This is a genomic window from Planctomycetia bacterium (assembly GCA_016795155.1).
GTDB lineage: Bacteria > Planctomycetota > Planctomycetia > Gemmatales > HRBIN36 > JAEUIE01.
In genome coordinates this window covers 14186-27882 of sequence record JAEUIE010000055.1, presented here as the reverse complement: position 1 = coordinate 27882, position 13697 = coordinate 14186, and the positions used below count along the sequence as shown (strand labels likewise).

Genomic DNA, 13697 nt, shown 5'->3' with positions numbered 1-13697 from the left:
ACTTTACGCCCACGAACAACACCTTTCACATGCCTGTTTTCCTCGCTATTCCCTGGGCTTGCCCTTGTCTAACCCCTTGACTGCCTTCTATACCAATGAACTTTAGACAAGGGACGCGTTGCAAAACACGTACAACTGACTCAACAGGGGGATTCTTGAGTGAACAGTCAATAACCCATTTGTTGAAGATGCACCGAGCGCCATATTAATAGAGGAGCCGTGATGGCTACCCGCAAGACTGAAGCAAAAACGACGAAGAAAGCAGCCACCAAGGCAACCGCTAAACCCAAAACGACCAAGAAAAAAGCCGTTGTAGCAGAAGCTCCGCCCGAACCCAAGCAATACATCAAGCCGGGCAAGGGGAAGAATCTGGTGATTGTCGAATCACCAGCCAAGGCCAAAACCATTGGTAAATACCTGGGGCCCGATTTTGAAGTGACGGCCAGTAAAGGCCACGTCCGCGATCTCCCCATGAAGAAGTTCGGCATCGATATCGAGAACGGTTGGGCTGCAACCTATCAGGACCTGCCCGATCGACTCGATCTCATCAATGGATTGAAGAAACAGGCAGCCAAGGCCAAGATGGTCTATCTGGCGCCTGATCCTGACCGTGAAGGTGAGGCCATTGCCTGGCACCTGAAGGAATCGCTTGGACTGACCGATGAACATGTCCAACGGGTGACTTTTAATGAAATCACCAAGTCGGCTGTTCAGAAGGCATTTACCCAGACTCGTGCGATCAATGAAGATCTGGTGCGAGCCCAGGAAACCCGCCGGTTTCTTGATCGTGTCGTAGGCTACCAGCTTTCCCCCTTATTGAGGAAGAAGATCACCCGTCATGCGACAGCAGGGCGTGTTCAATCGGTCGCAGTCCGCCTGATTGTGGAAAAGGAACGGGAAATTCAGGCATTCAAGTCGGAAGAATATTGGAAAATCACTGGTACATTCATGCCCGTTGACCTGGCTGCCAAGGTTGCGCCAGACTTCTTCAAGAAATTGCGTGATGCTGAGCTGAAACGCAAAGAGGCTGCTGCCAACAAGACCGCAGCCAAGCCTGACGAAGACAACGACCCGGTTGAGGCAGAAGGAGCAACTGAAACTGGTGAAGAAGCTATTCCCGCTGTTCCACAACTGGAACTGGTCGAAGAAATGCCCGAAGGTGCTTTCACGGCAGAACTTGCCCAGTGGGATGGGAAAAAGTTTGAATCAAGCAATGGCGAAACCTCGCAGGCTATCGTTGATGCTATCAACAAACATTCTGTGAGTGTCTCGAAGATCGAGCAGAAAGACCGCCAGGAACGGCCGGTTCCTCCATTCACCACCAGCACGCTGCAACAGCAGGCCGCACTTCGATTACGTTACACCGCCAAGCGAACCATGATGGCTGCCCAGCGACTCTACGAAGGTGTAGAAATCAAAGGCGAAGGCTCAGTCGCTCTCATCACTTACATGCGAACCGATAGCGTCCGCGTCAGCAACGATGCCTTGAAAGCAGTGCGCGAACATATCGAAGCACGGTTTGGCAAACCCTATCTGCCCGACCAGGCAAATATGTACAGCTCAGGCAAGTCGGCACAGGAGGGTCACGAAGCCATCCGTCCAACGGATCTTTCGCAGACTCCCGACAAGCTGAAAAATGTCATACCGCTGGAGCAGTTCAAGCTCTACGACTTGATCTATCGCCGCTTTGTTGCCAGCCAGATGACGCCTGCGGTGTTTGCTGTCACCAATGTCGAGATCGAAGCAGCACAGAAGAAAGGCATCTTCAAGGCACAGGGTAAGATTCTGAAGTTTGACGGCTATCGCAAAGTGCTGGCCCCCGGCAAATCGGAAGATGCCATTCTCCCTGCGATGAAGGAAAACGATCCGCTCTCGCTGATGGAACTGATTCCGACACAGCATTTCACGCAGCCACCTGCCCGTTTCAATGAAGCATCGCTGGTGAAGACGCTGGAAAAGGAGGGTATTGGCCGACCGAGTACCTATGCCAGTATCATCAGCAAGATTCAGGAGCGTGGATACGTTGAACTGAAGGAACGCCGTTTCTTCGCTACCGAGTTGGGTATGGTCGTGACCGATGCTCTCGTCAAAAATTTCCCCCAGATTATGGATGTGAAGTTTACCAGTCACATGGAAGATGAGCTGGATGACATTGAAAATGCCAAGATCGGCTGGCGCGATGTGCTGGATGAGTTTTACCAGCCTTTTAACAAACTTCTTAAAACGGCAGAAGAATCCATGGAACCGGTCAAGGGTATCGAGACCGGCGAAAAATGTCCGCAGTGTGGCAACCCGTTGATCATCCGCTGGAGCAAGCTAGGCAAGTTTGCAGGCTGTTCCAACTACCCCGAGTGCAAATACATCAAGCCACGCGAGGGTGAGGAACGGCAGGTGGTGGAAACAGAACACAAGTGCCCGGATTGTGGCAAGCCACTGCTGGAACGCATGGGCAAGTATGGCAAATTCCTTGCCTGTTCCGGCTACCCCGAATGCAAAATGGTGATGAACATTGGCGAGGGCGGCGTGCCGGTGCCTGCCATGAAAAAGACCGAGCATGTCTGCGAAAAATGCGGTAAACCGATGGTGCTGCGCGAAGGCAAACGTGGGCCATTCCTGGCCTGCACAGGATATCCCAAGTGCAAGAATGCCAAGGACGTGGATAAAGACGGCAACCCGATGAAGCCGATTGACACCGGTGTGACATGCGACAAATGCGGCGGCCCGATGGCCATCCGCAAAGGCCCGCGCGGTCCGTTCCTGGGTTGTGCCGCCTATCCGAAGTGCCGCAATGCCAAGCCTCTACCTGAAGATTTGAAGGAGAAGCTGAAGGACATTCTGCCACCGCCACCACCGAAGAAGGAACTGCCTCAGGTGGAGATATTGGAGACCTGTCCAGAATGTGCCGGGCCCATGAAACTACGCGAATTCCGCGGCCGTTACTTCCTGGGATGTACCAAATATCCCAAGTGCAAAGGGACAGCGAAACTCAGCGAAGAGTTGGCTGCGAAACTGGGTTCCGTCTAAAGTGTGATATGGATCGGGTGCCATGGCTTGCGGTACTCCGCTAGCCATGCAGATGAGCACATGGCGCTGTGGCGGAGTCTCCTGACTCCGCCATTTGGAACCTGTTGTTATTCTAATTCTGGAACCCCTAAATCCCTGCAAATCTTACGAGCAAGATAATTGTTAATTTCTCGATGCCTTGGAATAGCACTGGTTTGTGAATTAGTGGGGTTTACATACAAACTATGTTTGCTGCCTTCCCGCAGAAGATAGCAACCGTGGCTTTCCAAATGACGAATCAGATCAATTCGCTTCACAAAACTGCCAATGCAAAAGGTTCTCGAATAGTTTCTTGATCGGAAATGGTTTGACGTGCCATTTCCCGATTTGCCTCAAGTACTAATTCCACTGCTTCACGTAAATTGGTGCGAGCCTCCTCCAGGGTTTCTCCTTGCGTATTGGCTCCAGGCAACTCTTCTACGTATCCGATGTATCCTTCAGCAACTTTCATAAACACTGCTGTAAACTGCATGGTCCATGACTCCTCAGCACTCTTGCATTGTACCCTATGAAAGCGCAAGATGAAACATATCTTCGAATTCACACATAGTAGCTCTCGCGGTGTAGCGAGGTTTACTGACCTCGCCACTGAGATTGACCGCAGGTCTCCAGTATTCAATGAAGACCTGCGGTCATACTGGGTGTAATGGTCAGGAGACCATTACACAGCGCCGGGGCTTCGATTTCTCCCCTCTCCCCTGGAGGGAGAGGGGCTGGGGGGTGAGGGGGTGCGTATTCTGAAAACAGTACTCCGCTGGCTGCTAGGCATCGCATTCATTGCAGCAGGCATCAATCATTTCTGGCATCCTGATTTTTACCTCAAGATCATGCCCGATTATCTACCCTGGCATCGGGAACTCGTCTATCTCAGCGGGGTGTGCGAAATAGTTGCAGGTGCATTGTTATTGCATCGGCAAACTCAGTCGCTGGCAGCCTGGGGTATCGTAGCCATGCTGCTGGTGTTCTTCACGGTGCATATCGATATGTTGGTGCATGCGGAGCGTTATCCGGAAGTTTCGCCCGCATTCCTGTGGGGCAGATTGCTCCTGCAGTTTGTCCTCGTTGCCTGGGCCTGGTTGTACACCGGCCGACCCGCTTCTCCCCTCTCCCCTTTGAGGGAGAGGGGCCGGGGGTGAGGGGATGGATAACCACGCGCTGTGGCGAGGTTTCCTGACCTCGCCACAGCGCGGATGGCTCCCAACGAACACGAAGGCGACGTGGAACCAGCCTTCACCGGCTCACTCTACTTTACCGTGGTAGACGTGGACACTCTCTGGGAACACCTCCGCGAACAGGCTGAAGTCTGTTATGAAATCGAAAACTTCGACTACGGCATGCGCGAATTCGGCATCTACGATAACAATGGTTATTTGTTGCAGTTTGGGCAGGAATTACGGGAGCGATAGGGATTTGTGATGAGCCGTTTTGTGCCGATAATCAGACGGATGCTCGACTTGTCTATCGCAAAAGAATTAGCAATGAACCAGGCAAAGCGTTGCGACTTTGTGGGCACATTCAAAGTTTTACCCAGTCTTGATTGACAACAGTAAAGTTGCAGATTTTAAAATTAGGTCTATGGTTAATAGTTGTTAGTACCAACAATAGTGCCAACTGCTTGGTAATTGCCATTAACTTCGGAGGCATTATGAATGTTCGCTGCGGATTCTGTTTCAAGGATATGATGATAGTCAATGCAACAGAGACAATTAAATGTCCGATCTGCACAAAAGACGTAATCATCGTTGATCCTAAGGGGAAAACCTTACGGTATGCAGAAGGAGTGCAACCGGCATGGAAACAACCAGTTGGATATATGCTTTTCTGGATAGGTATTGCCGCATTTGTCGCAACATTCTTCGTAGGAGGTAACCGTGAAAGTTCGTTTGACCAACAGGCAGGCGTTCTGTCTGCATTACTCAACCCCTTGGGATGGATAGGAGTTATCACTGGTGTCATATGGGGCAACTTTAACCGTTCAAAACCAACTGCAAAGGAATTAACCAAACTTAACGACCAAAACCTCGATAACAATCCTTAACCATTCAAAGTTCATTGGCATGAAAACTCTGGCGAGTTTACACACAATTATTCGGTATTGGATGGGGTGTCTGCGGAGTCCTTGGTGTTTTCATCTATGCTACGAAAGGCGGCATCAGTCCAAGTAGGGTGCGTCGCAGCGCTACGATGCCGAGGTACTAGTAATCTCGCTTCCTCAAGCAAGACGCACCGAACCTATCGCTAAACTGACTGGCGAACAAAATAACGATCCTGTCAACGAGCTAGGATGAGCTTGCTCTGTTGATGCCTAGACGAGCTTCCTCCCTCTTCAAGTAAGCTTCCACATATTTCCTCTCGTCTAATAATTTGTCTATGGTCTCTTGCTTAATGTTGAAAATCTTATCCGTACGCTTACGAATAACAACTAACATCACAACAATTGCTAGCGACAAAAATGAAATTAGGTAAACTCCCCATTGCATAATTGTTGCTTGAAATCTTTGAGTTTCAAGCCATTGTTCAAGATTGCTCCCTTCCTTTCCGATGACTCCTTTTCCTCTAAGGTTCGCAACGTATTCGAGCTTGGGAGTAGGGTTGTTAGTTGAGACAACGATCCTCACAGTTTCGCCTACATTCAGCATCTTCAATTCGACATTTAACGTGTCATCTTTGCTATTCTTCACTGCACGGAGAATATCGGGACTAACTTTGGCTTCGGTAATGATCTTTCCCGAAACGCCAAACACAAAAATGACATCTTCTGCCTCTTTATTGCCCTCATTAGTAATGTTATCGACACAACAGAAACATTGTCGAGAGTCATAGGTGGGGATACGGAATAGAATAGCTTCGCTTCTTTCGCATTCCAATAACTCGTAAAAATCGTTGCAGCAATACCAACCAGCAGACCAAATAAAATCTTTGCTATGTCGCCGTACGGCATCCACATTAGTGTTTTGGCTGACTCGTCTTTCTTATCTTCTACTTTGACAGCATCTTCAGGCATGTTATACCCTTTAAAGAAATATAGTCCAATTAGTGTATGTCGCCGTGCTACAATACCGAAGTACTGGTGCTCTTGCGTTCGCAATCAATACGCACCGAACGTCTCGCTAAACCTTGGTGCGTCTCGCTCTGATTCGCAGAGCACCTGTCACTTGACGCTCTATCGCTTGACAGCACCTTACTCAAACTCGAAATTACTTGCCAAGTACCGGGCATTTCAAAGTTCAACAGTGTCGCGAATACCTCATTCACGACACTAAAACAACTTCGTTTACCATTACGCCCCCGCGGGGTCTTGCCCATTCGTCCAGGCGCCGCCTAGTTTTTGGTATTCGGGTGGGAAGAGGATGCTGCCTTTGGGGTCGCCTTGGTAGCCCATCACTTCGTTGGGTTTGCCGCGGGCTTTGCTGCGTTTTTCCCAGTTGCTGGCCCAGGAGCCGTTGCCTTCCATGGGCTTACGGAGTTCCTTGTTCCAGAACATGACATGCCCCTGGCGATAGCTTTGCACGCCCAGGTTCACCGTGGTGAAGGCTGCTGCACCCAGTTCGGCGGAACTGAGCGTTTCCCGTTTGCGTCCACGGCAGCAATCCAGGAAGTCTTCCCACAGGGCATAGGTATCGGTGTTGTAGCTGTACTTGCGTTTCGGGCCGGCATCGTCCATCGGGCTGGCGACAAAATTGCCACCCTCTTCACTCTTCGCCTTGGGAGCAGCCGGGCCGCCCTTGCCCAGGTTCTGCGGTAGAATCTCGTAACCCATGATATTGTTCTTGCGAACAAACTTCAGCGTACCCATGCGGCCACGAATCACTTCATCAATCGCATAGTCGTTGATCATAGTGGCGGTGATGATGAGCTGGCAGCCTTCATCGTAATCAGCGACGACTGTGGCAACATCAGGCACATCGCGTTCATCATATTCGAGGTAGATGCCACCCGAACCGGTGACACGGGCGGGGTAACGCACGCCCATCGCTGCAATCATGTGCGTGGTCTGATGGACGAACAGATCGGTGAACATGCCGCCGCCAAATGGCCAGTAACAACGCCATTGGCCGTAGACGGCACGGTCGAAAGGCTGCTGTTCGGGCTTGGGGCCGATAGCCACGCCGTTGACATCGTACTTGTAACCCAGGAACATATCCCAATCGATAGTCTTGGGATTCATGTCCCTGGTCAGCTTGTAATAACGCCACTGGCCCAGGGCCGAGTTGCGGAAGTAGCTGGTCTGTGCCTGAGCCACGTGGCCGATATTGCCGGCGCGAATGTATTCATTGGCCATCCGCCAGATGGGGTTAGCCATCGACTGCACGCCGACGGACATCACACGGTTGTACTTCTTGGAAGCATCAACGACGGCATGCGATTCTTCGATGGTGCGGGTCATCGGCTTTTCGCAGTAGACATCTTTGCCTGCGGCCATCGCATCAATCGACATCTTGGCATGCCAATGGTCGGGAGTGCAGATGCAGACGACATCGACTTCCTTGCTGTCGAGCAGTTGCTGATAATTCTTGGTGACCTTGCTCTTGTCGTCGGGGTTGATCTTGAGAGCCTCAGCAGCAGGGTAGAGGCCGCGACCTACTTCCTTGTTGCCATCCCACACGTCGCAGACGCCTGCAGCACGAACGGGTTTATCTTCGCCGATCATAATGTTGAGGATCTTGATGTGCGATTCCATGCATCGGCCGCCGGTGCCTAGAAAGGCGATGCCGATCTTTTCATTGGCGCCAAGCACCTTGGCGTACGATTGGGCGGGCAGAGTCAAAGCGGCAGCGCCCAGTGCGGTGTTGCCCAGGAAACGGCGGCGATTGAGAGGATTCATCGTGTACTCCGAATCAATTTGAGGATGGCGATATTATGGCAGATGCAAATCGAAATGCTACTGGAATATCAGGAGACGGTGGAGAGTGATTGAATACGATTCCAGAAGTTACGCAGGATGGCTTCGCTGCTGGATGGCGCCTGTTTGTTGGCATAGGTGACGACGGCGTAGAGGTCAGTCAGCTTGCGGATATCCTGATGGGCGAACTTCATCGATTGCCCCAACCGCTGGGCAAATTCGAGCGGAGTCTCATCAGGCTGGCGGGCTAGCCGGTTTTCGTAGGCCCAGGAGTGAAGTGCTGCGAAGCTGTAGCGGATCATCTCTTCCATCGAACGGAAGTTGCTCGGGTTATTCAGCGGGTTACTGAACCAGGCAAAGGGCTTGGGAGGCAGTTTGGATTCGGCATCGGGTACATCAGCAGCAGTATTGTTGGCTTTATCCTGATCAGGGAAAAGTCCTTTCCACCAGGCCAGAATCTCCTGCCAGATTTGCAGCAAGCCGTTCCAGAGTTGCCTGCCCCACTTCCACAAGGCAAAGAGTATCCCTCCCAGCAGCAGGGCATAGAAGAGCCACTTGAGCCAGTCCCAAGATGCGGACGGTGCTTGACTGGCTTGGGGTGGTGGCGGCGGTGGAGGAGGGGAGTTGGCAGCGCCAGGTTCCTGTTGTGGCTCACCCTGGTTGCCCTGCTCATTCTGATCGTCTTGCTTACTTTGCCCCTGGCCAGCATTACGTTTATCACGCATTTCGTTCTTGTTCCCCTGGTTCCCTTCGCGGCCCTGCTGCGATGGGTCTTGCGAGGACTCGCCATTCTCTCCCTGCTTGTCGCCTTGCTGTTTATCATCTTGTTCAGAGGACGCGTTTTTCCCCTGTCGCTTGTAAGAAGATTTGCCGTTGGCACGATCTGACTTGCCTGATTTGCTGTTCTGTTCAGAAGAGATTGATTGATCGCCTTGCCCATGTTCACCCTGCGATTGATTCCCTTGCGACTGCTTTCCTTGAGATTGCTGTTTGCCTTGTCCCTGACTTTGTCCTTGATTTTGCTGATCACTGTTCTTATTGCCAGCTCGAACGGCTTGGGCATTCTTGTCTGATTGGCCCTGCTGCTGCCTATTGTTGCGCTGTTGTGGATTGCCTTGCTTGTTACCCTGCTGGGCCTGCTTGCCGCCTTGCTGCTGCTGCTTGTTTTCGGGACCGGGGCCTGATTGATCGCTCTTCCCGCTGCTGCCCTCGAAGAAATGGGTGTTGTTTGCATCACGTTCTTTCGAAGAGAGCGTAAACCACTGCGAAAGATGATACTCAGCTTCCGGGCGAGGCAGGAGCACGGCACTCAGAACCATCAACGTGAAGATGAGGGCTGCACCCAGCCCCAGCCAAAGCGCGGTCATCGAAGCGGGCATCTGGAGCCGACGGCCACGCAGATAGCGTCGCAAGCCGAGGAAGCTGGTGGTCAGCAACATGCCCAGGCCGCAGGCAACATAAATGGTCAGCATCCAGAAGGCATAGCGACGGCCAACAAGGTCCGTCGCAGGAATCATCGCCTGCCCCACGCCAAAGAGTGGCAAAGCCGCCAGCGAAAAATAGACCACCATCAAACCGGGCTTTTTCCGCCGCTGTTCATCTTCCCGCTGCTGCTGATACTGGTTGAACCATTCTTCGGATTTTGAATTGGGAACCGCCACTGGCTCAGGTGCATTGGTATCGAGCAGGCCACCGCCATCTTCATCATCCTCATCGTCCCAGGTGGAGTCCTGCGTGAGCTTGTGGGCACTCCACCAGATGATCGACATCAGGCAGAAAGGAATGATCCAACCAAACCCACCGAGCGCTGTTTGAGGGATTTCCACGTAACGATACATCACAAGTCCGGCAGCAATGGCTAGGCCGATGCCATACAGCCCGGCACGTTCAGAGATATCGCCTCGCATGGAGATGCGGGCGATCAGAACTGTGCCAACGATGAAGAAGAATAGAATCCACTTGAGCTGGCCCATGTACGCACCGGAATAGGCCAGTTCGAGCAGGAAGAAGCACAAGCTCATGAGCAGGCCCATGAGCAGGGCAGGCATCACGCCGCCTACCACGTAGTCTGCCATGGTTTTATCAAGCCGCTTTGCCATATCAGTTATTGTGCTTTAACTCTGTCAGGAACTCAATCCTTTTCGCAACACTTCCGGCAAACGTTCCGGGCGAACATTGTCGTAACAGGCAAGCATGCAGAACCGGCGGATGGAAGCAGGGAAGCCCACCGCAGTGAAATGGGGATGACCTGTAGCAGGGTATGGGCCGCCATGATTCATCGCCGGGCTGACCATCACGCCGGTAGGCATACGGTCGTTGAGAAGCCTGCCTACCTTGTTTCTCAGCACTGGTGAGAGCAGATCATACTGTTGGTTATCCTTGCCGGTGGTATCGCTGTAGATGCTGCCGACGAGTTGGCCTTCCAGTTGCTGGAGCGCTGATTTCAATTCGTCGATGTTCTTGCAAACGATTGCCAGTGTAGCGTTGCCGAAGGCTTCCCGTTGCAGTGCCTCGGCGAGCTTGAGGAAATGACTGCCGGTCGTTTGCATCAGGGTATGTTGATAGCTGAAGCCTGCACCGCCGCCAGGCTGACCGCCTGTCAGCAGTAAGGCTCCCGATTCCCGCAAAGCCTGCACGCTGGCATGCAGATTGTCCCGCACTCCCTGAGTCAACAATGTGCCAACCGCTGCGGTCTGGTACTTTGTCTTCATGCCATCGATGAATGCTTGCGCTTTGGGCCCTTCGATGAAGAAGAGCAAGCCAGGGTTGGTGCAGAACTGTCCCATGCCCAACAGGCATGAACCCGTTACTTCTTCCAGCAGAGCATCAAATCGTTCTTCCAAAGCACCGGGAAGCAGAACCACTGGATTGAGCGATCCCATTTCGAGGAAGATCGGTTTGCCGTGTTCATCAGCCACTTTTTTCAACGCCAGTCCCGTGGACCGTGAGCCGGTGAACCCTACCGATGTAATGCGATGGTCAGCGACCAGCTTCAAGCCATCACTGGGCTCCAGATGGAAAAACATCTGCACCGTTCCCGGCGGTAAGTTCGCATCGCTGGCAGCTTGTTGTGCAAGTTCCGCCAGCTTCTGCGTGGTACCAGGATGTGCCGGGTGCCCCTTGGCAATCACCGGGCAACCTGCAGCGATGGCGGAAGCAAAATCGCCACCCGATACACTGTTGTAGGCAAAGGGGAAATTGTTCGGGCCAATCACCAGCACCGGCCCCAATGGAATGTAACACGAATGGATGTTGCGCTGCGCGTCGTGCGTGGCCAACTGCCAATCGTTCCGTCGAACCGATTGTGCCGCCTGTCTGAGCTGATCCACCGTTCGCGGAATCTCATTGACCACCAGGCGTGGCTCCACCGGCAAACCCGTTTCCAGCGTTGCCAACTCCGCAAGTTGGCTTTTATTCTTTTCAATAAGCGTGGCATAGCTCTCCAGAAACAGAGCACGCTGTTCATCAGGTAAGGCACGCAGTTGCTCAAATGCCTTGCTTGCTGCAGCGAGCATCGGCTCCAGATCAGCCCAGGTGCTGATGGGGAACTGCCCAGGCAAAGGCTGCATCGTTTTGGGATTCATTGCCTGAAAAGTAGCCCCAGATTGCGAAGCCCGCCACGAACCATCAACCAGGATATGCGTAACAGACATGGTGTTAACTCGGATGAAAGTGACAGGATGATTATCTTAGTAACGGAGGGGTGCCGTCGCCGAAGTATCGTAGGATGCCGTCGCCGCGCTAAGGTATCGAAGTGCAGGGATTTTCGCGGCCTCAAGCAAGACGCACCATACGGCGCGCGGCCAATAATCTCTCGACATCACACTACCGACGCGTTAAATTCGCTGAACGTCAAACTACTCGGCTAGACTATGTTTAGCCTGGCTCAGGCACAGCATCGCGCGGAGAAGCCAAGAATGCTTGCGAACGAAATCAAAACGAATGACAAAAGTACGATACTGTTTCGTGGACGTGATCCACTGTATTCAGTGTGTATCAGCCCTGATGGCAGTTGTGGTCTGGATGCTGGCGGCAGTGTCGAAATGGTTCCCGGTATTGTGATTCTCAATCAGACCAATATTAAGAAGGTCAAGTTCGTTGGAAGCGCAGCTGTTAGAATCTGGAAAACAGAAACCAGAGAGTTGTTGGCGCTTCTTTCCGGTCACGAACGCCCCGTTGTTGCGGCTCTTTTTGTTTCCAATGACAAAGTAGCCACTCTCAGTTTCGATGGCGACCTCAGAATAACTTGCCTTCGCACTCAGAAGGTGGTTCAGTCTGGCAAGAAGATCATGGGCAGGAGCAATGCACTGGTTTATCTGCCAAAGAAAGGGTTGCTGGTTTCTACCATGGGTGATGAATCAGTTCGTGGCTGGGATGTGAAAACAGGAAAAGAGCGGTTTGTTCTGCACGGGCACCCGAAAAACTTTTTTCTCTGGTCTGCAGCTGTTCATCCAACAAACGAACAATTGGTGACCGGTGGAGGCTATGGGTTAGTTATTTTTTGGGATTTGCAGAAGAAAAAAGCCGCTCGAACCATAGCACTGAATTCAGCGCCCAGTGATTTGGCATGGCATCCCGATGGTGTTCGGCTCTTTATCGCAACCGCAGGCCGGCTGATGATCGTTGATGGAAAATCTGGAAAAACCCTGAACGAACTCGACTCAGAACAACACAATCTTCAAGCCATAGCAGTATCACCAGATGGAAAACTCGTTGCTGCCGGGGGCGGAGGAACGGTTCGAGGCGGAGCATCATCCAAGAAAAACTCAGTGATCCATGTTTGGAACGTCAAAACTGGCAGGAAAGAAGTTCGCTTAGTAGGACACACACAAAGGGTAAGTAGCATTGTGTTCAAGCCTGATGGGAAAGAACTATTATCTGTATCATTTGACAATACGCTCAGATCATGGCAAGTCGTTTGAACTCGTGTCTTGTGCAACCTCGCTAAAGCTTCAAGCTACAGGTGTTCTCGCGACCTCAAGCAAGACGTACCACATACCTGGCGATCCAAAATCTCTAACTTTGGAACGATGAAGAGTAGAATGCCTATGATCAGGAGCAAACTTGCATCATTTTATTGTAACAGCTAAGATCGGTATAACTGGAGACGGATATGAGCATTAGAAAAGACAACTTGGATCGCAAAACTGCCAAAGCATACGAAGCCTGGCGGAAAGAGTTCTCGGTTGAAGATTTGCTCAAGTACACCGAGGGGGGGAAGACGTATCCCTTGAAAGATGTTATTGCCGAGTTGGAAGAAATGGAAACCAGGAGAACGAAGCAAAACAAGTCAAAGAAGAAGGGTTCCTAGGTCAACATGTTCTATGTGGATGTTTCTGGCGAACTTCGAGAGCGAATCAAGGCATGTTACCGTCAGGCGGTGAAAGAGAATCGCCAGCATGATTTTCTTGCTGCACTGACTGAAATCAATCGTCGCTAAACAGAATCCCCAAAAGAATTCGGCGACCCCTTGTATAAACTGCCACTCCTGAAATTACAGATATGCTCTGCAGCAATCAGACCCGTGTTTGTGGAGTATGGCGTTTCCGAAGATCATCCAATTGTGGTTCTTCGCAGGATTAAGTTGATGTGATGGGGATGTGTCGCCGCCATGTGTGAAACGGTTTATTACCCTCCGCACGCCTCACCCGTCACTGGCGTTCCGGGTTGAACGTTGCAACTGACTCTCATCGCAGTAATTCACAATTAACCTGCAGAATGTATATCATGCCTGAAACGTGTCGAAGATGGCACAATGCAACGAAAAGCCCGGAACGCCAGTGACGGGGTC

General features: G+C 51.8%; 12 protein-coding genes. 6 read left to right on the top strand and 6 right to left on the bottom strand.

The genetic code is table 11. The annotated features are described in order from the left end of the window. Window positions 1-222 precede the first annotated feature (222 nt). A complete protein-coding gene (topA, locus tag JNJ77_19305; GenBank protein ID MBL8824742.1) occupies window positions 223-3024 on the top strand; it encodes a type I DNA topoisomerase in 2802 nt (933 codons plus the stop codon). A 107-nt stretch (window positions 3025-3131) separates the two neighbouring features. Here the strand turns inward: topA and JNJ77_19300 are convergent, their stop codons facing one another. Continuing rightward, window positions 3132-3320: a type II toxin-antitoxin system HicA family toxin gene (locus JNJ77_19300; GenBank protein MBL8824741.1), complete on the bottom strand. Its 189-nt coding sequence runs from the start codon at window positions 3318-3320 to the stop codon at window positions 3132-3134. After that, window positions 3317-3535 carry a type II toxin-antitoxin system HicB family antitoxin gene (locus JNJ77_19295; protein ID MBL8824740.1) on the bottom strand — a complete coding sequence of 73 codons (219 nt, stop codon included), beginning with the start codon at window positions 3533-3535 and terminating at the stop codon, window positions 3317-3319. The genes JNJ77_19300 and JNJ77_19295 overlap by 4 nt, the downstream gene beginning before the upstream one ends. 262 nt (window positions 3536-3797) lie before the next feature. On the opposite strand from JNJ77_19295, the gene JNJ77_19290 reads away from it, so the two are divergent. The 3 genes from JNJ77_19290 (at window position 3798) to JNJ77_19280 (ending at window position 5101) form a co-directional block, all read left to right on the top strand. Beyond that, a complete protein-coding gene (locus JNJ77_19290) occupies window positions 3798-4199 on the top strand; it encodes a DoxX family membrane protein (protein ID MBL8824739.1) in 402 nt (133 codons plus the stop codon). Window positions 4200-4220: 21 nt separating this feature from the next. Beyond that, window positions 4221-4469, top strand: coding sequence for a hypothetical protein (locus JNJ77_19285; GenBank protein ID MBL8824738.1), 249 nt, complete (start codon window positions 4221-4223; stop codon window positions 4467-4469). A 239-nt stretch (window positions 4470-4708) separates the two neighbouring features. Beyond that, window positions 4709-5101, top strand: a complete 393-nt coding sequence (locus JNJ77_19280; GenBank protein ID MBL8824737.1) for a hypothetical protein — start codon at window positions 4709-4711, stop codon at window positions 5099-5101. Window positions 5102-5342: 241 nt separating this feature from the next. Here JNJ77_19280 and JNJ77_19275 read toward each other — a convergent pair whose 3' ends face one another. From JNJ77_19275 to JNJ77_19260, 4 genes are all read right to left on the bottom strand, one after another. Continuing rightward, complete coding sequence (locus JNJ77_19275) at window positions 5343-6008, bottom strand: hypothetical protein (GenBank protein ID MBL8824736.1); 666 nt, start codon at window positions 6006-6008, stop codon at window positions 5343-5345. Window positions 6009-6343: 335 nt separating this feature from the next. After that, window positions 6344-7888, bottom strand: a complete 1545-nt coding sequence (locus JNJ77_19270; protein MBL8824735.1) for a Gfo/Idh/MocA family oxidoreductase — start codon at window positions 7886-7888, stop codon at window positions 6344-6346. Between the two features lie 68 nt (window positions 7889-7956). Then, window positions 7957-9981 (bottom strand): DUF4129 domain-containing protein, encoded by a 2025-nt coding sequence (locus JNJ77_19265; protein MBL8824734.1) that lies wholly within the window; start codon window positions 9979-9981, stop codon window positions 7957-7959. A 48-nt stretch (window positions 9982-10029) separates the two neighbouring features. Next, window positions 10030-11559, bottom strand: a complete 1530-nt coding sequence (locus JNJ77_19260; protein MBL8824733.1) for an aldehyde dehydrogenase (NADP(+)) — start codon at window positions 11557-11559, stop codon at window positions 10030-10032. A gap of 693 nt (window positions 11560-12252) precedes the next feature. Between JNJ77_19260 and JNJ77_19255 the strand changes: the two genes are divergently transcribed. Both JNJ77_19255 and JNJ77_19250 read left to right on the top strand, forming a co-directional pair. Beyond that, entirely contained in the window at window positions 12253-12828 is a 576-nt protein-coding gene (locus tag JNJ77_19255; GenBank protein ID MBL8824732.1) for a hypothetical protein, read from the top strand. Between the two features lie 191 nt (window positions 12829-13019). Beyond that, window positions 13020-13217 (top strand): hypothetical protein, encoded by a 198-nt coding sequence (locus JNJ77_19250; protein ID MBL8824731.1) that lies wholly within the window; start codon window positions 13020-13022, stop codon window positions 13215-13217. Window positions 13218-13697: the final 480 nt, after the last annotated feature.